This is a genomic window from Leclercia sp. LSNIH3, assembly GCF_002935105.1.
Classification (GTDB): domain Bacteria; phylum Pseudomonadota; class Gammaproteobacteria; order Enterobacterales; family Enterobacteriaceae; genus Enterobacter; species Enterobacter adecarboxylatus.
In genome coordinates this window covers 1,796,426-1,815,975 of record NZ_CP026387.1, presented here as the reverse complement: position 1 = coordinate 1,815,975, position 19,550 = coordinate 1,796,426, and the positions used below count along the sequence as shown (strand labels likewise).

Annotated in this window: 18 protein-coding genes; 2 read left to right on the top strand and 16 right to left on the bottom strand. The window is 48.6% G+C overall.

Features of this window, described 5'->3' with window-relative positions; all coding sequences use genetic code 11:
- Positions 1-61: 61 nt before the first annotated feature.
- From C3F35_RS08785 to hpaB, 11 genes are all read right to left on the bottom strand, one after another.
- Entirely contained in the window at positions 62-1,300 is a 1,239-nt protein-coding gene (locus C3F35_RS08785; protein WP_103792679.1) for a glycosyltransferase family 2 protein, read from the bottom strand.
- A gap of 46 nt (positions 1,301-1,346) precedes the next feature.
- Positions 1,347-2,060 carry a glycosyltransferase gene (locus tag C3F35_RS27045; RefSeq protein WP_233211653.1) on the bottom strand — a complete coding sequence of 238 codons (714 nt, stop codon included), beginning with the start codon at positions 2,058-2,060 and terminating at the stop codon, positions 1,347-1,349.
- Positions 2,061-2,122: 62 nt separating this feature from the next.
- On the bottom strand, positions 2,123-3,763 hold the full coding sequence (locus tag C3F35_RS08780) for a glycosyltransferase family 2 protein (protein ID WP_233211651.1): 1,641 nt from the start codon (positions 3,761-3,763) through the stop codon (positions 2,123-2,125).
- A 2-nt stretch (positions 3,764-3,765) separates the two neighbouring features.
- Positions 3,766-6,429 carry a class I SAM-dependent methyltransferase gene (locus C3F35_RS08775; RefSeq protein ID WP_103792680.1) on the bottom strand — a complete coding sequence of 888 codons (2,664 nt, stop codon included), beginning with the start codon at positions 6,427-6,429 and terminating at the stop codon, positions 3,766-3,768.
- A gap of 124 nt (positions 6,430-6,553) precedes the next feature.
- Positions 6,554-7,756: a sugar transporter gene (locus C3F35_RS08770; protein ID WP_103792681.1), complete on the bottom strand. Its 1,203-nt coding sequence runs from the start codon at positions 7,754-7,756 to the stop codon at positions 6,554-6,556.
- A 13-nt stretch (positions 7,757-7,769) separates the two neighbouring features.
- Positions 7,770-8,420, bottom strand: a complete 651-nt coding sequence (locus tag C3F35_RS08765; protein WP_103792682.1) for an ABC transporter ATP-binding protein — start codon at positions 8,418-8,420, stop codon at positions 7,770-7,772.
- Between the two features lie 10 nt (positions 8,421-8,430).
- The gene (locus tag C3F35_RS08760; RefSeq protein WP_103792683.1) at positions 8,431-9,231 is read right to left on the bottom strand and encodes an ABC transporter permease; all 801 of its coding nucleotides are present in this window, start codon (positions 9,229-9,231) and stop codon (positions 8,431-8,433) included.
- 54 nt (positions 9,232-9,285) lie between these two features.
- Positions 9,286-11,049 carry a polysaccharide biosynthesis/export family protein gene (locus C3F35_RS08755; RefSeq protein ID WP_103792684.1) on the bottom strand — a complete coding sequence of 588 codons (1,764 nt, stop codon included), beginning with the start codon at positions 11,047-11,049 and terminating at the stop codon, positions 9,286-9,288.
- 17 nt (positions 11,050-11,066) lie between these two features.
- Positions 11,067-11,441: a hypothetical protein gene (locus C3F35_RS08750; RefSeq protein ID WP_032616361.1), complete on the bottom strand. Its 375-nt coding sequence runs from the start codon at positions 11,439-11,441 to the stop codon at positions 11,067-11,069.
- 488 nt (positions 11,442-11,929) lie between these two features.
- Entirely contained in the window at positions 11,930-12,442 is a 513-nt protein-coding gene (locus tag C3F35_RS08745) for a 4-hydroxyphenylacetate 3-monooxygenase reductase subunit (protein ID WP_077227103.1), read from the bottom strand.
- A 17-nt stretch (positions 12,443-12,459) separates the two neighbouring features.
- Entirely contained in the window at positions 12,460-14,022 is a 1,563-nt protein-coding gene (gene hpaB / locus C3F35_RS08740) for a 4-hydroxyphenylacetate 3-monooxygenase, oxygenase component (RefSeq protein ID WP_059308786.1), read from the bottom strand.
- 209 nt (positions 14,023-14,231) lie between these two features.
- Here hpaB and C3F35_RS08735 point away from each other — a divergent pair, with 209 nt between their 5' ends.
- Complete coding sequence (locus tag C3F35_RS08735) at positions 14,232-14,630, top strand: hypothetical protein (RefSeq protein ID WP_103792685.1); 399 nt, start codon at positions 14,232-14,234, stop codon at positions 14,628-14,630.
- Here the strand turns inward: C3F35_RS08735 and C3F35_RS08730 are convergent, their stop codons facing one another.
- Genes C3F35_RS08730 through C3F35_RS08720 form a run of 3 tightly spaced genes read right to left on the bottom strand, consistent with a single transcriptional unit; the run spans position 14,631 to position 16,530 of the window.
- Positions 14,631-15,569: a DUF6402 family protein gene (locus C3F35_RS08730; RefSeq protein WP_103792686.1), complete on the bottom strand. Its 939-nt coding sequence runs from the start codon at positions 15,567-15,569 to the stop codon at positions 14,631-14,633.
- An 11-nt stretch (positions 15,570-15,580) separates the two neighbouring features.
- Positions 15,581-16,144: a PAAR domain-containing protein gene (locus tag C3F35_RS08725; RefSeq protein WP_103792687.1), complete on the bottom strand. Its 564-nt coding sequence runs from the start codon at positions 16,142-16,144 to the stop codon at positions 15,581-15,583.
- Entirely contained in the window at positions 16,141-16,530 is a 390-nt protein-coding gene (locus C3F35_RS08720; protein WP_032616367.1) for a hypothetical protein, read from the bottom strand. The genes C3F35_RS08725 and C3F35_RS08720 overlap by 4 nt, the downstream gene beginning before the upstream one ends.
- 350 nt (positions 16,531-16,880) lie before the next feature.
- On the opposite strand from C3F35_RS08720, the gene C3F35_RS26650 reads away from it, so the two are divergent.
- A complete protein-coding gene (locus C3F35_RS26650) occupies positions 16,881-17,057 on the top strand; it encodes a hypothetical protein (RefSeq protein WP_156424713.1) in 177 nt (58 codons plus the stop codon).
- A gap of 95 nt (positions 17,058-17,152) precedes the next feature.
- On the opposite strand, the gene hpaA is transcribed toward C3F35_RS26650, so the two are convergent.
- Positions 17,153-18,043: a 4-hydroxyphenylacetate catabolism regulatory protein HpaA gene (gene hpaA / locus C3F35_RS08715; RefSeq protein ID WP_059308782.1), complete on the bottom strand. Its 891-nt coding sequence runs from the start codon at positions 18,041-18,043 to the stop codon at positions 17,153-17,155.
- 9 nt (positions 18,044-18,052) lie between these two features.
- Positions 18,053-19,399, bottom strand: a complete 1,347-nt coding sequence (gene hpaX / locus C3F35_RS08710) for a 4-hydroxyphenylacetate permease (protein WP_103792688.1) — start codon at positions 19,397-19,399, stop codon at positions 18,053-18,055.
- Between the last annotated feature and the right edge of the window lie 151 nt (positions 19,400-19,550).

Sequence of the window (19,550 nt, the reverse complement as noted above, 5' to 3'; positions counted from 1 at the left end):
TGATATTTTAAATTATGTAATGCTTACGCATTTTTTATTTTAAAATTGCAAAAAAATTAGATTATTTAGCAAAGCTAAAATTAATAGAGCCGGAAGCAATAATGTAATTGCTTCCGTGATAGATTGTTAATGAGCTAATTTCAGTTTCGACATTAATATCACATAATAGAGTGAAGCCACATAACTCATCATTACACAAATCAATCTTGTTCAAAACATCTGGACGAGGTTTGAATTTTATATTTTTTACCTCAATCTCAATGCATTCATTAATTAACACTCTGAAGCAATTAGGTTTTTCCCCTCCTTCACTTAATGCCCAGCCATTAATTTCAATGAGGTTTTTATTATGATTTTGAATTGAGTCGATATTTCCAATATGATGATTGTTTGGGGTGTAATACAGAGAAGGATACCGGGTAAAGTTAGAGTCTTTAATATCATATTTATTTCGTAGATTTTCTTGATGGTATTCCATCAAATGTATCCATGATTTATTTATTGGAGAGTATTCGGCATTAATATCATGAGCATAAAAATATGATAAATCTAAATTCGCACTTGATGAAGCTCTACCCTTTTTCATTTTTTTAGAAACATACTCAGACTTGGATTTAATCATGTAATGATTAATTTTTATATTTTCCCAAGTAACAGATTCACTCATTCCCGATAATGGACTAATATGTTCTTGTCCAATAGTGTTTATATATTTATGAGAGCTTTTTATTCTAAACTCATGCGGCGTGTTGCCCGTTGAAACAAAAGCATCTAGTTTTAATAGTGACTTGTAATGTCTATTAATATTACTGTCTTTTTTAAATCTGAATTCGAAATTATCCAGGACGCTATGCTCAGGATTCATAATTATGTTTGATGAGCCGTACGTCGCCCAGTTTATTGTGATTCCACCTATTTCGGTATCATTTTTAATTATTTTCTCTAATGCAGCCTGTATAGATTTTAAGTCTTCATTTAAAGTGATAAATTCGTCTGCATCAATAAATAATGCCCATTCGACTCCATCATTCTTTGCTAACTCAGCCATTTTTTCATATGCTGGAAGTTGTGGTTTTATACCGGGTAATGTAGGCCATGATAAACGCGTTATTAACCCATCATGATGTAACGAGTTGAGAAGTTCTGAGGTTCCATCAGAGCTGATATTATCTGCTATGTAAAAATCAGTTATGCCAATCATTCTATGATGCGATAACCATTCTAATATATATGGTTTTTCATTTTTAAATATTGCACAGATTGCAACTCTAACACTATTTTCTGATGTTATAGGACTCATAAATATCTAGCCTCGAATTTTTTATTCTTTATATAAATTAAAAGAGCTAGAAGGAAAAATCTTCTCTGTCTTTTGTTAAATTAATACTATAGAAGGGGTCCTGATTTAAATAATCCCCCCATTTGGTCTGCATAAAATTAACTTCTTGAGCGAAGCGAGCAATTTTCTCTGGAGAATCTTCTGCCCCGCGGCTTATTGACTCATAATGATATAATTCTGCATATGGAGTCCATAGGTTACGATAACCAGCCTCACGTACCTTAAGGCAAAAATCCACATCGTTAAACGCAACCTTGAGATTTTCTTCATCAAGGCCAGCAACTAAGTCAAAGATCTCTTTACGAATTAGCAAACAAGCTGCAGTAACTGCGGAGAGTGATTGAGTAAGCACAAGTCGACTAAAATAACCGGGATGATGACGAGGGAAGTGTTTATGTGAATGCCCACCGACACCACCAATTCCAAGAATAACGCCGCCATGCTGTACAGTATCATTGCTGTAATAGAGCTTCGCACCAACACAACCAATTTCAGGTCGCAGGCATTGACTCACCATTTCAGTTAACCAATCAGGATTAATCACTTCAACATCATTATTGACAAGGCCAATAACAGTGCCTTTGGCATGACGCGCACCAAAGTTGTTAATTGCTGAGTAATTAAACGGGAAGTCATACGCGAGCACTTTAACGCGTCGATCTTCTTGCTGGATCTGGGCGAAAAACTCCAACGTGTCGGCTTCTACGCTGCCATTATCCAGGATCAGGATCTCGTAGTTGGTATAGGTGCTTTTCTCAAGAATACTGCGAACAGCGGTTTCGGTCAGTAACGTCGATCGCGGGTAGGGATCAGCAAGCTAACCAGTGGGGCGGGTTCCGGTATCGGATAACGTACCCGGTAAGTATTTGGCACCAATCCCGCATCAACTTCTACGCCCGGTTGCTGGGCTGCAAAATAGTCACGCAATGCTTTGATTCCCGCATCGGTAGTATAGCTTTTTTCGCCAGATGCCAGCGCAGTGGAGCCTTCGATGGTACGCCAGTGGTAGAGCACGCGAGGAATATGCACAATTTGCTCAGCTTGCACATGAGGCAAGCAGCGCAGCAGCAAATCTTGATCCTGGCTACCTTCTACACCCAGACGGAACCCACCGATTTGTTGAAGCAAATTGCGGCGATATACCCCGAGGTGAGAAACATAGTTTTGTGAGAAGAACAGATCCGGGTTCCAGTCGCTTTTGAAATGGGGATCAAAGCGCTCGCCACGACCGTTGAGCTTGTCTTCATCGCTGTAAAGAATCTGAGTTTCTGGCTGCGCACAAATGGCTTGCGCCATAAACAGCAGAGCATGTTCCGGCAGGGCATCATCGTGATCCAGTAAGGCCACAAAATCGCCTTTGGCAATTTCCAGTGCGCTGTTAGAGGCTGCCGAAATATGACCATTCTGTTGGCGGTAGACCACGTTAATACGAGGATCTTTAGCTTCATACTCACGCAGCACACGTTGAACATGTTCTTTTGGCGATTTGTCATCTGCGATGCACAGTTCCCAGTGCGGGTAGCTTTGCGCGATCACAGAGTCTAAACAGGCGCGTAAGTAGATTTCTGCCGGGTTATATACCGGCATCACTACCGAAATGACGGGAGGTTTAGCCATAGCCGCCATTATCGCGTTAACTTCCGTTTGGTTGGGCAGTGAAGGTGTTTCGACGGTTTCGATCCACTCTTCATAGTCTACGGAAGGCAAGGTAAAGCTAAAGGTCTCGTTATAGAGTGCGACCAGACGATCCATTGACAGAGTACCGCTTTCAGCGGCAATCGATTCCTTGATCTTCGCCAAATCCATTTGACGATAACTTTGGTGCTCCTGCTGAATACGTGCCAGTAATGCAGGTTCTATTTGGGTATCGTTGATAGATGTAATTTCGAACTGTCTAACAGAGAATAAATCTTCTTGTTCCAGTGGATCAAAACGCAGTGCAACCAGCGGAGATTCCAGATAAAAAAGACGGCTAGCCGTTACTGCTTTTTTATAGGGTAGGGTAACGGTTTCAAATTCATTGAATCCTTTCCCTGTATCCAGATAGAACTTGGCTAACCCTTGTTTTCCTGAACAGTCCAGAGTCAGGTTAAACTGATACCACCCTTTTTCTGTGTGTGGCAGATGCTTTAAATCAAGAATAAAGTACGGATCATTCCCTTCTGATTTCCATCCATGCAAACGGTTAGGGTCTACGGAAAGTTGGTTCAATGTGATCCAGGGTAAATTCACTGCTGATTCAACTGGGCTTAATACTGATGCTGTCGTCCAGTCAGCACAGGGTTTTCTTCCCAGTAGTGAGCCATAACGTTTGAAATGCTCTCTTGCCGATAATCCTGTCTGGCTGACATCCTGATAGGTCTGCAAATACCATTGCTCATCAAAATGCGTGAGCAGCGCTTCCTTGTTAAGTTCAACTGTCATGGTTATTTTCTCATGTTGTCTGGCAGGCAATGACGTTGTTCTGCCTTTCCGTGCAGGATGTAATGAAGTAATGGGTTGATAGCGCCTTGCGCCACGTCTGCGTAAGTTTGCAGATACCAGCGCGTATCAAATAATGCGCTTGGGCTATACCCCTTATTCGCGCCAATCTGGATAAAGTGCTCGATGGCCGACAGACCGCTGTCTGCAACTTCTGGGTAACGGTGCAAATACCATAATTCATCGAACAGGCCAGACGCAGCGATACGTTCTGCATTGCTCATTGAGACAGATGGTGTGGCTGTTGGGCTTTCTTTAAAGGTACGGCCCAGCGCACGCACAGGTGCGGTCAATTTCCATGAAACGGTCTGCTTCAAATTCTGCGCACGATCTTTTGCTTTCTGAAGTTGCAGCTCTTTTTGTTGGAGTTCATGAGTTAACTGCTCGGTATGGCGAGTCATAATTGCCAGTTCACGGAAACGCTCACCGATATTGGCTTCAAGTGCTTCGTTTTGTTTAACCAGTTCAGTTGCACGGTTCTCAAGTTGGGTTTGATCAGTGCGCCATGTTTGCTGTTGCAGGAGGTATTCTTCAGCCATTTTTGCCAGAGCTTGTTCACGCTCTTCCAGTTTTTGGGTAAGGACCGTGATTTCAATAACCTGCTTATTCAGCTTTTGATCCAGTGCATCTAACTGCTGTTGATGCTCTTCAGTCAGTTTCTTATGTTCGTTTGTGGATGTCTGTTCACGCTCTTCCAGCCATTGTGTCAGCGTGGCGATCTCAGTAAAACGTTCACTCAGGCTTTGATTCAACTGACTCAATTGTTGCTGAGATTCAGCTTGTTCTGCGTGATGCCGCTGAAGCAATACCGCGAGTTCATCACGGACCAACTCAAGTTCACTATTTTGTTTATCGATTGTCTGAGTGCTTTCTGCGAGGCTATGGCCCAAGTGAGTAATTTCACCAGCACGAGCATCTAAGGTGCTCACCAATTCCTGCTCACGCGTCTGCCAGATTTGCTGTTCCGCTTCAAACTGCTCCAGCAAAGTGCGACTTGCTGCGAGATCAGTAGTCAGGGCATCGCACTTAATTTGTAGCTCATCATGGGCTTCAGTCAGTGTTTGTTTCTGTTGTTGCCATTGATTGGTTTCGGTCTCCAGGGTTTTACTGAGTTCATCCCGTTGCTGATGTGCTGCAGTCAATGCGGTAGTTAGCTCATTAATCTTCTGTTGCCAGTGGTTAGCTTCGGTCGCCAGAGTCTGACTGAGTTCGTCCTGCAGCTGGTGCGCATTAGTCAACGCGGTGGTCAGCTCATCGATATGCTGCTGTAAAGCGCTGAGTTGTTGTGAATACTCATTAAGCACTACGTTGTTTTTATTGAGTGCGAGAGTCAACTGCGCGGCACGCTGGGTCTCTTCATTAAGCAGCAGTGATTGTTCATGCAGTTGCTGTTGCAGGGCACTCTGCTGTTCCTGCGCTTCTGTTTGTTGCTCCAGTAGTGACTGCTTTTCTTGCGCAATGAGGTCACGCTCTGCAGCCGTCTGGGTAAATCGCTCCTGAGTTTCTGCAAGCATAGTTTCCAGTTTTTGCTGGCTCGCCAGATTCTCGTCACGCTGTTGCTCGCATACGTTAAGGGTCGTTTGCAGTTCGACGGCGTGTTGAGAGGACTTCGCCAGCTCCGCAGTTAATGCACTCACCTGCTGCTTCTGGAGAACAAGCTCGGCGGATTGATCGGCGTGTTGTGCAAGTTTACTTTCCAGCTCTTTTATCGCGTGGTGCTGGGCCGTAATCTTTTCTGCAAGGCGACCCCTTTCCAGGGCTTGTTGCTCCATAACATCCTGAGCTTCTGCCTGCTGGTTTGCTTGCAACGCGACCATCTGGCGCTTTATTTCACCGTTTTCCCAGCTATAACCGCAGGCTTTACCCAGACGGGAGAAGACTTCCTGTACTTGTCGCGTTGCAGATGCATTCCCTGAAAGATCGTACAGGCTCATCATCTCTGATGATTGCTCGCTACCTACACCAATCACGCCCAAGCCGTGACCGTGTGCGAATTCAAAGTGAGGATACTGTTGCTTAAGTTCATCCAGCAGCTGGAATACTCCAAAGCCGCGTTCGCGCACGTTGGTGTCATGCATGATGACAACGGCTCTGTCAGACAGCTTTGGCAGCCAGCTTTCAAAATCATGACGCACCGCTTCAAGGGTATGCAGGCCATCAATATGCAATAAATCAATGCTGCCTTGCGGGAAGTGCTCTAACGCCTGATCGAATGTGCTGCGCACGAGGGTGGAAAAGTCAGAGTAATGTTGCTGGTTGTGTTCGGAAACCTGACGATAAACCTCTTCGCCATACTGGCCTGCATGCTCATCGCCACCCCAGGTATCTACTGCATAGCATTGGGTTTCGAGATCTAACTTCGTTATTGCCTGACAGAAAGAAAAATAGGAGCTGCCGTAATGGGTACCCAATTCAACAATTTTGCGAGGTCGCAGGGTATCGACCAACCAGAAAGCAAAAGGAATATGTTCTAACCAGGCGGATTGTGCAATGTAAGACGGACGCCAGAAAATAGGGCGTTTAAAAATGAAATCCAGCTCGGTATTGGTTTGTTTCACTGATGCTTGCTTGCGGTTTGCCTGTGAACGGCTGCTTTGCTGAGTGCCCATGGGGATATCTCTTCAATATAAAATTATTAATTAGCGTGATCGGTAGGGTGACCACTTTATGATTAGGTAGTGAGAGGCCAGAGTCGCATAGGGACTCTGGTCCTGGTTTTAGCGCATGAAATTATTAATCCTGATGCTCACGCAGGGTCGCAAGACCCATTACGATCAATCCGTATAACAGGCATAGCAGTACACCGATGGTGGCAAGGTTATAGAGGCGGCGTGGGTATTCAGCATCTTCGGCCAGGGTTGGCTGACTAATCACCAGCAGGTGCTTAAGTTTGCGGTAAGCCTCGATTCTGGCTTGTTCCAGGCTGATCAGACCGGTTTTGTAAAGGTCTGCCGCGAGCGTGGCCTGAGTTTGTACATCCATATAGCTGGCGGTCACTTCGTTCATCGAATTTTTATCCGCGCCGGTAAGTCTGGATTGTTCCTGAGCCAGTTGCTCGGTCAAAGCATCAACTCGGGCTTGAACAGAAACAACAGCAGGTGCGGTAGCTTTCATGTAGCTTTGCAGTTGTTTTAATTGTGCCTGTTGCTGGGCCAGTTGGCCTTCAATCTGGCTTACGACACCCATGCGGGCCGTGCTGGTCGATTCTGGACTAATAAGGTGATGGGTATTTTGAAACTCCAGTACTTTGGCTTTTTCGGCCTGTAATCGCTGGTAGGCGTGATCGACTTCTTTTTCTACAAAGGCCAGTTGTTCGAGCGCGACCTGGTGTCCCAGTTTATTGATAAATCCATCGGATTCTTTCAGCATCACACCTACCACTTTCTGACCATAGGCAGGATCAAACGCCTGTAATTCAATCGTCAGCACACCGGAAATATCATCCATGCGTAATGTAAGATGTTCGCGGTAATACTTCAGAAATTCCTCGCGGCTGACATTGCCAGGCAGGCGAGAGAAGTAATCGACTTTATGGCTCTGGTAATGGGCTTTCAGTCCCAGTTCTTTATCCAGCTTGTTAAGCAGATCAGCGGACTTGAGATAGTCTTGAATGAGAAGCATATCCTGATGATTATTTCCTCCTAGTCCCAGCATGGAAAGAGCATCGGGCAGCATTTTGATTTGATCTGCTTGCTTGACCACTAATTCTGCCCGGCTCACATAACGATCGGAGGCAATGAATCCGAAATAGATAACAGCGATAGCAAAGCAAGCCACTACCCACTGAAAACTGCCGAGTTTGAGACTTTTTTTCCATGAGCGGTGGGCAAGTCTATAACCGCTGGAATCAATAATAAAATGTTTTGGTTTGGTTTTTAATTTGTGCAGCTTGCGCATCAAACCGGAAGATTTGTTAGAGCGGGTTGGCTGGATCATGTTTTTTGGCTTGTTATAGTTTCTGATAAATACTGATGGCATCTTCGATATTGTCAAACATTTCAAGCGTGCTGTTTCGCAGCACAATTCCCATATCGCATTGTTGACGTAAATTCTTCATGTCGTGCGATACCATTATGAGACTGGCGGTCTCACGTTTTTGGCTAAAAACATCAATACATTTTTGCTTAAAACGCGCATCGCCTACAGATGTTATTTCATCAGTCAGATAGATTTCAAAATCAAAAGCCATGCTGACAGCAAATGAAAATTTGGATTTCATTCCGCTGGAATAAGCTTTAATCGGTAATTCGAAATGTTGGCCGATTTCCGAGAAATCCTTCACCCATTCTTCGATTGCACGAGTGTCGTGAACACCGTGAATACGGCAGACAAAGCGAGTATTTTCACGACCAGTCATACTGCCTTGGAATCCACCGCCAAGGGCGAGTGGCCAAGATACACGACAGTGGCGAGTAATTTTTCCCTTGCTCGGTGTATCCATTCCGCCCAACATGCGCAGCAGGGTTGACTTCCCCGCGCCGTTGGCTCCTAAAATACCGATATTTCGATCTCGTGGTAACGTGATGCTCACATCCCGTAGCACATAATTGCGACCAAATTTGGTGGGGTAATATTTCGATACGTTATCCAGAATAATCATAGTAATTCACTTAACTGGCAATCAATCGGCGATGGCTCAGACGATAGCAACTCATCGAGAAGGTGAGTAGCACCAAGGTTAAACTAGATAAATATGCCCAACTTGCATCTGGACTTACATAGCCTGCAATCCAGCCACACCGAATTAGCTCAACGGCATGCACTAAAGGATTCCATAAAAACCAATGTTGGTATTGTGATGGTATACTCGCAAGAGGGTACATTACACATGAGACAAACATTAGTGGCATCATTAACAAATCTAGGAATTTATTGGCTTCTTTAAATAGATTGCCTAATACACAAAAAACAATTCCTAATGAAAATGAAAAAGTCATTAATAAAGAATAGACAAGTATAACTTGCAGGGGATCATTGGGAATAGAATCAAAACCAAACCATAGTAATCCTAAAACCAGTATACAACCTACCACTAAGCCAATTATCGCTTCAAGAATAAATCGAGCAATAAAGGTTGCGAAGGGCGTGACTTGTCGGTAACAAAATAATCCCAAATTTGCATTGACTGCAGATTTCATTTGGCTGACCACTTTGTTGAAAAACATAAACGGCAAATAACCCGCAGTTATAAAAATCTGTACTGGAACGCCACCAAAACCACTCTGGCTACGCATCCCAAAAACAGCACTGAACAAACCAATCATCAACAACGGATCCAGCAGCGCCCAGGCATATCCCAGCCGGTAACTCCCAAATCGTGTTTTCAGTTCACGGATAAGCAGGCCAAACGTTACATCGCGCAGCACCTGGAACGAGCTGCGGGGCGTTTGATTGAGAACAGGTTTAAGCATGAGAAGGCCGATATAACAGAACGGGCCAGCTTTTCAGCAAGCCCGTTTTGAGGGTTAATTCAGGACCACGTTGGCCGCGACGGCAACCTGATAGATGACCTGGGTAATGTCTTTGATGGACTGCATCATTTTGCTGTCCACTTTCGGCATGACCAGAATCTGATCGCCCGGCATCACATCACCACCGTCTTTAAACTCCATCAGCCCGTTGGCATGTACCACCGCAATACGCTTGTCGTTTGCACGGTCGGTAAAGCCACCTGCCCAGGCCACATAGTCTTCCAGACTGGCGCTTTTGTTGAAGACCACCGCCTGCGGCATCATCACTTCGCCACCCACCTGAATCAGGTCGGTCTTGTTCGGGATCACAATCTGGTCGCCCTGTTCCAGCAGGATGTTGGCAATCACGCCTTTATCCGACACCACTACTTTACCCAGCGGCTGGATCTTGCGGGCTTTTTCCACGAAGCGCATCACCAGTTCGGCTTCTTTGGTGCGAATAGAGGCCTCACCGTCGGAACTGGCTGGCGCGGTGAACACGCTGCGCTCCAGGCGGTTGAGGGAGTCTTCCAGCATCTCTTTCTGCCGCGCGGCCACGCTCTTACGCATGATGTAGATCGAGCCGTAATCTGCCATGTTCGGGTCAATCGGAATATGGTTCAGCAGATCGTGCAGACGGGTCTCTTTACGCACGGTGAAGTAAGACGGGCCACGGTAGCTGCCCATCACCTGCACGTCGTAAACCTGAGCATGCATATCGTCGTTAAACAGCACTTTATCGCCGTCGCTCAGCTGAATGCGGTCGAAATCCTTGTACGGCATATAGACCGAGAATGGGCCGCTGGAACGATCGCCAATCACGCCCACGTGACTCACCTTGGCGAGCGGCAGGGCGTAATCGATAAGCTCAGAGCCGAGCGCGGTGCTGTTTTTCAACTCGAAGCGGAACGGGTTACGCACCTTACCAGCCACGTTGATCATCGGCCCCTGCGGTTCCACCAGGATCACATCCTGATCTTTCAGCGACAGCTTTGGCATTTTGCCCTGCTGCATAAACTCGTACAGGTCGATCTGCTGAATAACCCGGTTCTGACGTAAAACTTTAATATGACGGTAGCTGCCGCGATCGGAGTCGATGCCCCCTGCGCGTTTCAGAAAATATAAAACGCTATCGGAAGATTGTCCGGCATATTGCCCTGGACGGATCACCGGGCCAGTGACAAATACGCTGACCGGGGTCGCGGTAAGTAAATTTACGTAAACATTAACGTTGTTGGTAAATACTTCGCTGATGTGGCTGGTCACTAAGCTATTGACTTTACTTGCCGCCACATTTTTTACATTAATTGGTCCGACATCAGGGATAAAAATATTGCCCTGATTGTCAACCGTGACCACGTTGGAAAAATTGACAGCACCCCAGATCCAAATATTCAGCTTGTCGCCGGGAGCGATCAGATAATTATCGTTTAAGCCGTCGCTGCGCTCGGTTTCATAGCCACCGGCAAACAGGTTAGCGCCGTAAGGTGGGGGCAGGCCGGATTCGGACTGGGGCAGTAATTTACGCACATCGGACTCGCCCGGCAGGAGCATGCCCTGGCGGTTTTGCTGTGCAAAGGTCCCTGTGGTGGAGGAGGTGTTCGCCTGGCCGCTCATCGCTTGTTCACCGCCGAGCTGCAGTCGGCCATCACCGGTATCTGCGGGGGTGTTCATCCCAAATGCCTGCGCATCTTCTTTAGAAGGTGCAGCAAAGGCAGCGCAAGAGGCGCAGGCCAGCAACAGAATGGCACTCAATTGCCGAAGTTTCGTTATCTTCACAACTTTTCTCTTCTAAATTATTGCACGGCAAGCAGATTGCTGGCGGATGCCTGTTCCAGTTGCGGCACCAGATACCAGGTGTCACCGCTCTTGCAGGTCACGCCATGCTGCGATTGGTTGTAGTTACGATTACGCAGCAGTTCAATGCATTCCAGACCCAGGGCAGAGACATAACGTTGGCCCAGGATATAGGTATTGCCATTGGCGCTAAGTGCAGCGCCCTGCGGCAGGGTGTTCAGGGGTTGTTGCAGGTTGGCTGACATGGTCTGGAGTGTGGTAGAAGCGGCCGGATTGACAAGCGGTCGGGAGGCTTCAACCTGCTTCGGAGAATATGCACAGCCACTCAGCATGAGGGCGAGCGAAATCACCAGAAAGCGAGTTGCGTTCTTCATAGATCAATATTTTCCAACAATTTAGTAACTGGAATGCGATATAAGATGTCGACGGTGATCAGCTGTTTTTAATAAGAAAAACAGTTGAGATGTCATGCAAGTGCAGGAAAAGCAAAAAACGCAGAAGTAGAGCAAGGGATACCAAAAAAAGGGTAGGCTACCGCACGGAAAATGACCATTCCGGTTAAAATGTGAGCATGTTTAATTGTAATAACTCAAGGGTACTATTCAGCAAACAACTAGTTAGAACTTTATTATTCACGAAAATGTTTGCGCCCAGAAGGTTACATAATTAGGAGTAATCTGTCATTTGAAATTCATTCAAATTGGGCATCAAACACGGAAAAATAACAAAAGCCTATTAACTTTGGTGGGGGCGAGAAATTTCTTATTGGGCTATGTGAGCTTTTGTGAGTGACTATTTCTAAGGTAAACTAAATGGGCTAAAAAATAGCCAGTCGCGAATGCGGCTGGCTGGAGGAAGGGCATTAAACGGTTATTTCTTGTTCAATCAAAACCGGATGAAATCTGCGCTTAAAGTAAATCAGCCCGTGTCCCTCCTGGCTCAGGTGAATATGTTTGATCGCCACCAGGTAGACCAGATGGGTGCCGATGGTCTGCACCTGGCTTATCTCACCTTCCAGGCTGGCCAGCGCCTCTTTTAACACTGGCTGGGCCAACAGGCCTTTTTGCCAGCAGGAGAGGGTAAACCGCTCTTCCATGGCCATACCGGTCATGCCAGCAAAATGGCGCGCCATTAACTCCTGCTCGTGATTAAGCACGTTGATACACAGCTTGCCGTTGCCCTGGAAAACCGGGTTCATGGCGCTGTTGGCGTTCAGGCACACCATCACCGACGGTGGAGTATCAGTTACCGAGCAGACCGCAGTAGCGGTAATACCGCAGCGTCCGGCGTCGCCGTCGGTAGTGATCACATTGACCGCCGCAGAGAGGCTGGCCATCGCGTCGCGAAAACGCAGGCGTTGTTCATCAGGTTGCATTTTGACCTCCCGCTGCGTTATTTCAGCAGCTTGTCCAGCAGGTTGATATCGGTGTTGTTATGCAGATGTGGAACCGTCCAGCCGTTCTGGTCGTACTCAGACAGGCAGCGGTCAACCATCGCCATCATCTTATCCATGTTGCCGGAGGTCTGCGCCTGGCGCAGGCACTGCAGGCGGATTTCGTCCTGGCTACCGGAGTAGTTAATCTCATACAGCTCGTGACGGCCGCCGAACTCGCTGCCGATGGCATCCCACATCAGCTTCAGGATCTTGATGCGTTCCACGTGATCCATGCCGTTGGAGCCGCGCACGTATTTCGCCAGGTATTTGTCGATCTGCGGGTTGTTCAGATCCCGGGCGCTGGACGGCAGGTAGATCAGGCCGCTGGTGACGTTGCGCTCGATGATGTTTTTGATCTTCGCGTATGCCATCGGGGCCATCACACGGTAGGTCTGTAGCGCCGCGTGGTCCGGCAGGTACGCGCCATTTACCCATGGCGTCGCTTCCGAACACATCGAGTCGCTCAACGCCCAGAACATATTGCGCCAGGCCACCACTTCCCCGAGGTCGGCCTGCACCCCGCGAAACTCAGCGGTGCCGGTACATTCCAGCGATTTTTTCAGCAGGGCAGTGATGAAGTCGAGCTTCACCGCCAGACGCACGCACGCCTGCAGCGGATACATGCGGGCGAAACCGCCTTCCATGGTCCAGCGACGGCAGCGGTCGAAATCGCGGTAAATAAGGACGTTCTCCCACGGGATCAACACGTTATCCATTACCAGGATGGCATCGTTCTCGTCGAAGCGGCTGGTGAGCGGGTAGTCGTAAGGCGAGCCGGTCGCGCCTGCCACCAGTTCATAGGAGGCGCGGGAGATCAGCTTCACCCCTTCGGCATCCATCGGGGCGACAAACATCAGGGCGAAGTCCGGGTTATCGCCCATCACCTGCGCTGAACCAAAGCCAATCATGTTGTAGTGGGTTAGCGCCGAGTTGGTGGCGACCACTTTTGCGCCGCTGACGATGATCCCGGCGTCGGTCTCTTTTTCCAGCTTGATGTAGACATCTTTCACCTCATCGGCCGGTTTATGGCGGTCGATCGGTGGGTTGACGATGGCGTGGTTAAAGTACAGGCCGCTCTCCTGAATGCGGGTGTACCAGTTGCGGGCGTTCTGCTCGAACTGACCATAAAACGCCGGGTTGGCACCCAGCGCACAGCCAAAGGCCGCTTTGTAATCCGGGGTGCGCCCCATCCAGCCATAGCTCAGGCGTGACCACTCGGCGATGGCATCGCGCTGCTGACGCAGGTCATTGGCACTTTTCGCCACGCGGAAGAACTTATGGGTGTAGCCGCCGTTGCCGGTATCGGTGTTCCAGCACAGGGCATCCTGCATGTCCGGCTTGTGCAGCGCGTCGTACAGTTGCGCGACCGAGGCCGCCGCATTACGAAACGCCGGATGGGTGGTCACATCCTTCACGCGCTCGCCGTAGATGTAGATCTCCCGGCCATCCTGCAGGCTCTTCAGGTACTCTTCGCCGGTTAACGGGCGGGTAGTGCTAGCGCGGAAATCTTCAGGTTTCATAGGGACCTCGTATCGGAATGGTTTTGTTAAATTTATGTTTTGTTTTTGTTGTTTAATTGAAGCGTGAGAGAGGCGGGAGGTGAAGGGACGAATGGGTCAACGACGGGTACTTTTCAGGCGGGTGTGAGATTTGTGATCGGAGTGGGGTTTGTATAAAATGGCTGCACTATAACTGCTTATATTTTATGGATTATGGCAGGAGCATAACGATGGAACGTGTAATAAAAATACTGCCAGATATGATTGCGTTGGTGATCGGTGGTTTGCTCGCTATCGTTATCTGCGAGCTAATACAGAGGTTATTTAGATTTAAACGGTTTGCCACCGTCTGGATACTGACATTCGTTCCCTTTGGGCTGCTGACGCCGCCAGTTTTACGTGTATTGTTATTTCCATACACAGGGGTGATGAGTGGAATAAGCTATATCGCGACGGCCGTAGCGACCTTTGTGGCGATGATTTTTTATGTCGGCACGTTTTGCTGGGCTGCTCTGGTGGATACGCCAGACAAAAGGCGATTCATTTATTGCCTGATCGCCTTTTACATAGTAGGTGTAACGTTTCTGTTTTACATTACCAGTGATGTTAATGGCCCCATTATTGGGTAATTACGCTTCCCATGGTAGTTCGTAAGTGCCGCTTATTTTTTCCCAATTTACGTCTGAAAACACCACAAAGTCGCCACCTTTTCCAGTAGCTTCACGATATTTCAGGAAATCAGAATTGTGGACTGCTGATACCTTGCGTATCCGTTTTTTGAAGTAAATTTTTTGCCCCGCAATTGTTGAGATAGCCGAATCAGCCCGGCGTAATATCCCTTCATCAGTCCAGTATCCTAACGGCTGATCCCATGCTCCATTGTTATTGAAATCATAAAAATCTTTGACGTAAATACCTGCCCACTGGGCTTCGAGATAACGCTTACCATCGGTATGTTGGAATGCAGTACCAATGACCGCAACCTTTAATGAATATGTACCGAGAGCACCATATATGTCGTCCAGTGTATCGAACATATGTGTGACGAAATTTCCGCCTACTAATTCAAAGTTATTCTGATATTTCTGTTCCAGTTCTCGTGCAGACATTGATGGCCTGCCTATTAGATTCCGGCGGCCAAATGTATAAGCACCAGAGCCACTCCACCCAAGCGCTTTCAAACGATGTGCAGTTATTTTCATTGCGGCCGGTGAGCATGCTTTTGCCATCAGCGTACGCATGGAACTAACCGCAGACGGGTATTGCATTAACCATGTCATCGTAATTATGGAGTCGTCACAATGCTGATCGGGGATATAAAGGCCCTGTGGTAATTCGCTTCCCTCCTTCCTGGTGTCAGGGCATTTCCACCCTGGAGAATTAAGCCAACGGTCCATCATCTGAGCAGATTTTTTCCAGCCAATTTTCCGCATCACCTTGGGGATGTAGCTTATACGAATTGGCTGTAATTCGACCTCGCTTTGAGAGTTCATTCTGTTCGGTTTGGTTCTAGCATCCTCCATCAGAAAATAAAGATCTTTCTCCACACCCGATATGCGCATTGCCATAAATCATCCCTTTATTTTAGCAGTGGTTTTGGTGCTCGCATCGCCACATAAATCTTTTTACTATTTCCAGTAGTTACTTTTGTATTAGTACCGGAGCCGCAGTATTCTTTTTTTAAGGCCGTACCCATTTCCAGCACAGCGTCCTGTTTGAAAATGACATATCCGAGTGGCCCTTTTCCTGAATTGCAGATAGAGAATTGATGCGAATAGTCGCCATTGCTTTGCTGGTTTGCCAGTGCAGCTTTTTTTGCATCTTGGGACAGTAAATGATCATTATCCCCCGTATTGCGGAGATCGTAGCAGATAATAGAGATGTCGAGACGGTGAATGGCGAAAGCACCACACGAAGCCCTGTGACCTTCCAGAACTCGATACCTGCCGTCAACAGAGTAGCGGGGGATACCTTCAATGAATTTTGACCAGCACATACATTGTGGGCACCAGAATTTATGGCCTACCAGCACAGCCCGGTGAGTATTGTTATAGGTATCGTTCTTGCAACCATCATGAAGTGTGCCTCCGTGACTGGTGGTATCACCTGTCCATATGGTGCGTTTAGTTATCATACCGCTCATATGATAATCCCTTTCGCTTTTAGATCTTCATCTTCCTCTTCATCCATAACGCAGCACATACCTGTGTTATTTTCGAAGATGACTAAGGCCATCGAAGTTTGCCCAGCATTAGTAATGACATCACCATTACTTATTAACGTACCACTCGCGGCAGCGGACAGCATTTTTACGTTAACTTCCGTGGTCATTCGCGTGGTGGGGGCTGACATAACGAAGGCTGTAGTGTCATCAGGATAGGTAACAATGTCCTTTTGGAGCACGGTATTTTTGTCGTAACTGATAAGGCTTGATATGCCAGTGATGATGCCATTATTTGGGGTTTTAGCATCGGTCACGGCATATAAAAGGGCCTCTTTAGTACCTAATTTATTAATGTTTTCATTCATTAAACCTTTCCTTACTTTAAACCGGGAAAGTCATATTCCTTGGTGAACTGTATATCCATGCAATTTAAATGGGAATGAGTGCTCATTTTTTTCAGAATATAACTACAAATTGTTAGTAGGTATTCAAAATGAGGTTTGAGTGTGCATAAAAAACCAATTTTCTCGAAAGAGGTTTAGGGGAACAGATAGTACGTCCTGTAACGTTGCGCTTCTGGAAGCATGCTCGCAAAGTTTAAGTTAACATCATGAAAAACAAAGTTTTGTCTTCTTTTTACCTTCACCGAGTAGTAAGGTGCTTGTGTTACGGAGATAACCGCAGCCGGGCGTGAGAACCTGAAAAATATGAAAGAATGCGGTTTGAATACCGTATCAGTCTGCATGCCGTTAGAATTACGGCGACGCTGACTCAGGCACTACTGAACAATACGCTGCCACCACTGGTGGCGAAATCCATAACGGGGTTACTGCATGACGTGGTGTATCTGTTGCCGAACTTTGTGAAGGAACCGTACCTGATCGTGCATTGATTCTATGTGGTCTTTTTGCCGGGTGGCGCAGCGCTTACCCGGCTTACAATATTTCCCCTCTCCTTTAAGGGGAGAGGGTTAGGGTGAAGGAAAACTTACGACACCGGCACCTTCTGCGCCCGATACCTGCTCGGCGAGCACCCCACCAGTCGGTTAAAAAATCGGGCAAAATAGGCCGGATCTTTAAACCCCAGCTGCCAGGCAATTTCACTGACCGTGTTGTCGGAGAAGAGCAGCAGCCGCCTGGCCTCGCGAAGCTGGCGGTCGAAGATCAGCCGTTTTGGCGGGCGGTTGGCAAAGCGGCGGCAAATATCGGTCAGACGCGATTCGGTGAGGTGCAGCTCGCTGGCGTAATCCGGCACTGTCCAGTGCTGGTGGAAGTGGCCATCGACCATCTGGTTGAAGCGCTGGAACAGTTTCAGCTCGCCGCGCATGCCGTTCGCGGCGTGATCGTCAAGCCTGGCGTTACGCAGCAGCAGGGTAAACACGGCCTGCGCCAGCAGCACCAGAGTATGTTCCCGCCCGGCAAGCTGGGCGGTGGATTCACGTTCAATCAGCCGCCAGTAATAAGAGAGCGCCGCCAGCTCGTCCGGTTTGTCGGCGAGCGACAGGCAGATCCCCGGCAGCCCGAAGGTCTCCCGGGTGCCGGGGTAAAGTACCTCAAGCAGCGGCCAGATCAGATCCTCATGCACCGTCAGCACATGACCGTCGCTGTCCGATTCGGTAAAGAATGCGTGCGGCACCGACGGCGGGGTGAGAACAAACAGCGGCGCCTGCACTGAGTAGCGGTGATCGTCCAGCTGCAGTTCGATCTGCCCGGTATCGAGAAAGTGCATCTGAAAATAGTGGTCGTGGCGATGGGCCTGCATATCGCGGCCAAAAAAGGCCGCCATCCGGCCAAAGGACTGATAATGCACATCGTCCGTCCCCAGACTCTCGTCGTACTCTTTACTGATATCGATATTGGCAATCGGGCTCTGGCACATAACCGCTCCTCAGTGGATCTTCTGCGCCGCCATCCCCGGCGCACTTTCACGGCTCTCCTGCCGCGTCATCGGGATCCGCGTCAGCACCAGCGCACCCAATACCAGCAGCCCGGCCACAAACCACAGCCCGGAGCTGAAACTGCCGGTTGCGTCGCGCAGAATGCCGATCAACAGTGGGCTAACGGCGGATCCAACGTTACCGATGGCGTTGATCACCGCCAGCGCCACCGCCCGGGATTGCAGGCTAATAACCTGATCCGGCGTGGTCCAGAAGATCGCCATGGCGGTAAACGATCCGGTTGAGGCCATGATGATGCCAAGCAGCTGGATCAGACTGTGATCGGTCGCGGACGCCAGCAGCCATCCCGCCGCCGCAAACAGATACGGCAGGATGGTGTGCTTTTTTCGCTCTTTCAGCCTGTCCGAGCGGCGGCTCCACCACAGCATCCCGAGAATGGTGCAAAACTGCGGGATCGCCGCCAGCAGGCCAATCACGATATTGCTGCTGCCGGTGTTGAAGCTTTGCAGGATCTGCGGCGTCCAGATGTTAATGGCGCTCAGGGTGTTGGTCAGGCAGAAATAGGCCAGGGTATAGAGCAGCACCGCCGGGGTCAGCACTTCGCGTAGCGTCGAGCGCGGCGTAGCGGCGTGCGCCACGGCGTTCTCCTGCTCACGGGCGATCATCGATTTCAGGGTCTGCTTCTCTTCGTCGTCCAGCCAGGTGGCCTGATCCGGCGTGTCGTTCAGGAAGAACCAGGTCACCACGCCCAGTACTACCGACGGCAGCCCCTCCAGCAGGAACAGCCATTGCCAGCCCTTCAGGTTCCACAGCCCGTCCAGCGCCAGGATATAACCCGAGAGGATCGAGCCGAGCATCATGGTCACCGGCATGGCGATCATAAAGAGCGCGTTGGCGCGGGCGCGATGATAAGCGGGGAACCACCAGGTGAGATAGACCAGGATCCCCGGCAGGAAACCGGCTTCGGCAATACCCACCAACATGCGCAGGATGTAGAGCGTCTGCGGGCTGGTGGCAAACATGGTGCAGGTTGAGGCGATGCCCCACACCACCATGATCCCGGCGATCCAGCGCCGCGCGCCGATCTTCGCCAGCATGATGTTGCTGGGGATCCCGCACAGCACATAGGTGACGTAAAACAGCGTGGCGGCCAGGCCAAACATCGTCGAGGTGAGGCCCAGATCTTTGCCCATCGTCAGCCCGGCAAAGCCGATATTGATGCGGTCAAGAAACGAGAAGACAAACAGAATAAAGAGAAACACGATCAAACGACGAAACAGCTTATTAATAACGCGATGTTCAACGGCTTTATTATCTTGCAGGGTAGAGATCGTCATAGTGCGCTCCACATCATACGTTAGAGCCTGGCTCATCAGGCGAGTTAACTTGCCAGTTTGTACCTGGGCAGTGCTCGCAATCCTTTCGTACTGTGTGTACGTTCCGGTTGCTGCGCGCTGTTCGGGTTCAAACTGGCTGCGAAAATTTCGT

Bases quoted from the DNA above. Each gene is read 5' to 3' on its own strand.
- C3F35_RS08780 (WP_233211651.1), bottom strand. From the start codon at position 3,763: ATGACAGTTGAACTTAACAAGGAAGCGCTGCTCACGCATTTTGATGAG.
- C3F35_RS08730 (WP_103792686.1), bottom strand. From the start codon at position 15,569: ATGGCAATGCGCATATCGGGTGTGGAGAAAGATCTTTATTTTCTGATG.
- C3F35_RS08765 (WP_103792682.1), bottom strand. From the start codon at position 8,420: ATGATTATTCTGGATAACGTATCGAAATATTACCCCACCAAATTTGGT.
- C3F35_RS08770 (WP_103792681.1), bottom strand. From the start codon at position 7,756: ATGATCCAGCCAACCCGCTCTAACAAATCTTCCGGTTTGATGCGCAAG.
- C3F35_RS08735 (WP_103792685.1), top strand. From the start codon at position 14,232: ATGGAACGTGTAATAAAAATACTGCCAGATATGATTGCGTTGGTGATC.
- C3F35_RS08725 (WP_103792687.1), bottom strand. From the start codon at position 16,144: ATGAGCGGTATGATAACTAAACGCACCATATGGACAGGTGATACCACC.
- C3F35_RS08760 (WP_103792683.1), bottom strand. From the start codon at position 9,231: ATGCTTAAACCTGTTCTCAATCAAACGCCCCGCAGCTCGTTCCAGGTG.
- C3F35_RS26650 (WP_156424713.1), top strand. From the start codon at position 16,881: ATGCGGTTTGAATACCGTATCAGTCTGCATGCCGTTAGAATTACGGCG.
- hpaB (WP_059308786.1), bottom strand. From the start codon at position 14,022: ATGAAACCTGAAGATTTCCGCGCTAGCACTACCCGCCCGTTAACCGGC.
- C3F35_RS08785 (WP_103792679.1), bottom strand. From the start codon at position 1,300: ATGAGTCCTATAACATCAGAAAATAGTGTTAGAGTTGCAATCTGTGCA.
- hpaA (WP_059308782.1), bottom strand. From the start codon at position 18,043: ATGTGCCAGAGCCCGATTGCCAATATCGATATCAGTAAAGAGTACGAC.
- C3F35_RS08745 (WP_077227103.1), bottom strand. From the start codon at position 12,442: ATGCAACCTGATGAACAACGCCTGCGTTTTCGCGACGCGATGGCCAGC.
- C3F35_RS08775 (WP_103792680.1), bottom strand. From the start codon at position 6,429: ATGGGCACTCAGCAAAGCAGCCGTTCACAGGCAAACCGCAAGCAAGCA.
- C3F35_RS08720 (WP_032616367.1), bottom strand. From the start codon at position 16,530: ATGAATGAAAACATTAATAAATTAGGTACTAAAGAGGCCCTTTTATAT.
- hpaX (WP_103792688.1), bottom strand. From the start codon at position 19,399: ATGACGATCTCTACCCTGCAAGATAATAAAGCCGTTGAACATCGCGTT.
- C3F35_RS08750 (WP_032616361.1), bottom strand. From the start codon at position 11,441: ATGAAGAACGCAACTCGCTTTCTGGTGATTTCGCTCGCCCTCATGCTG.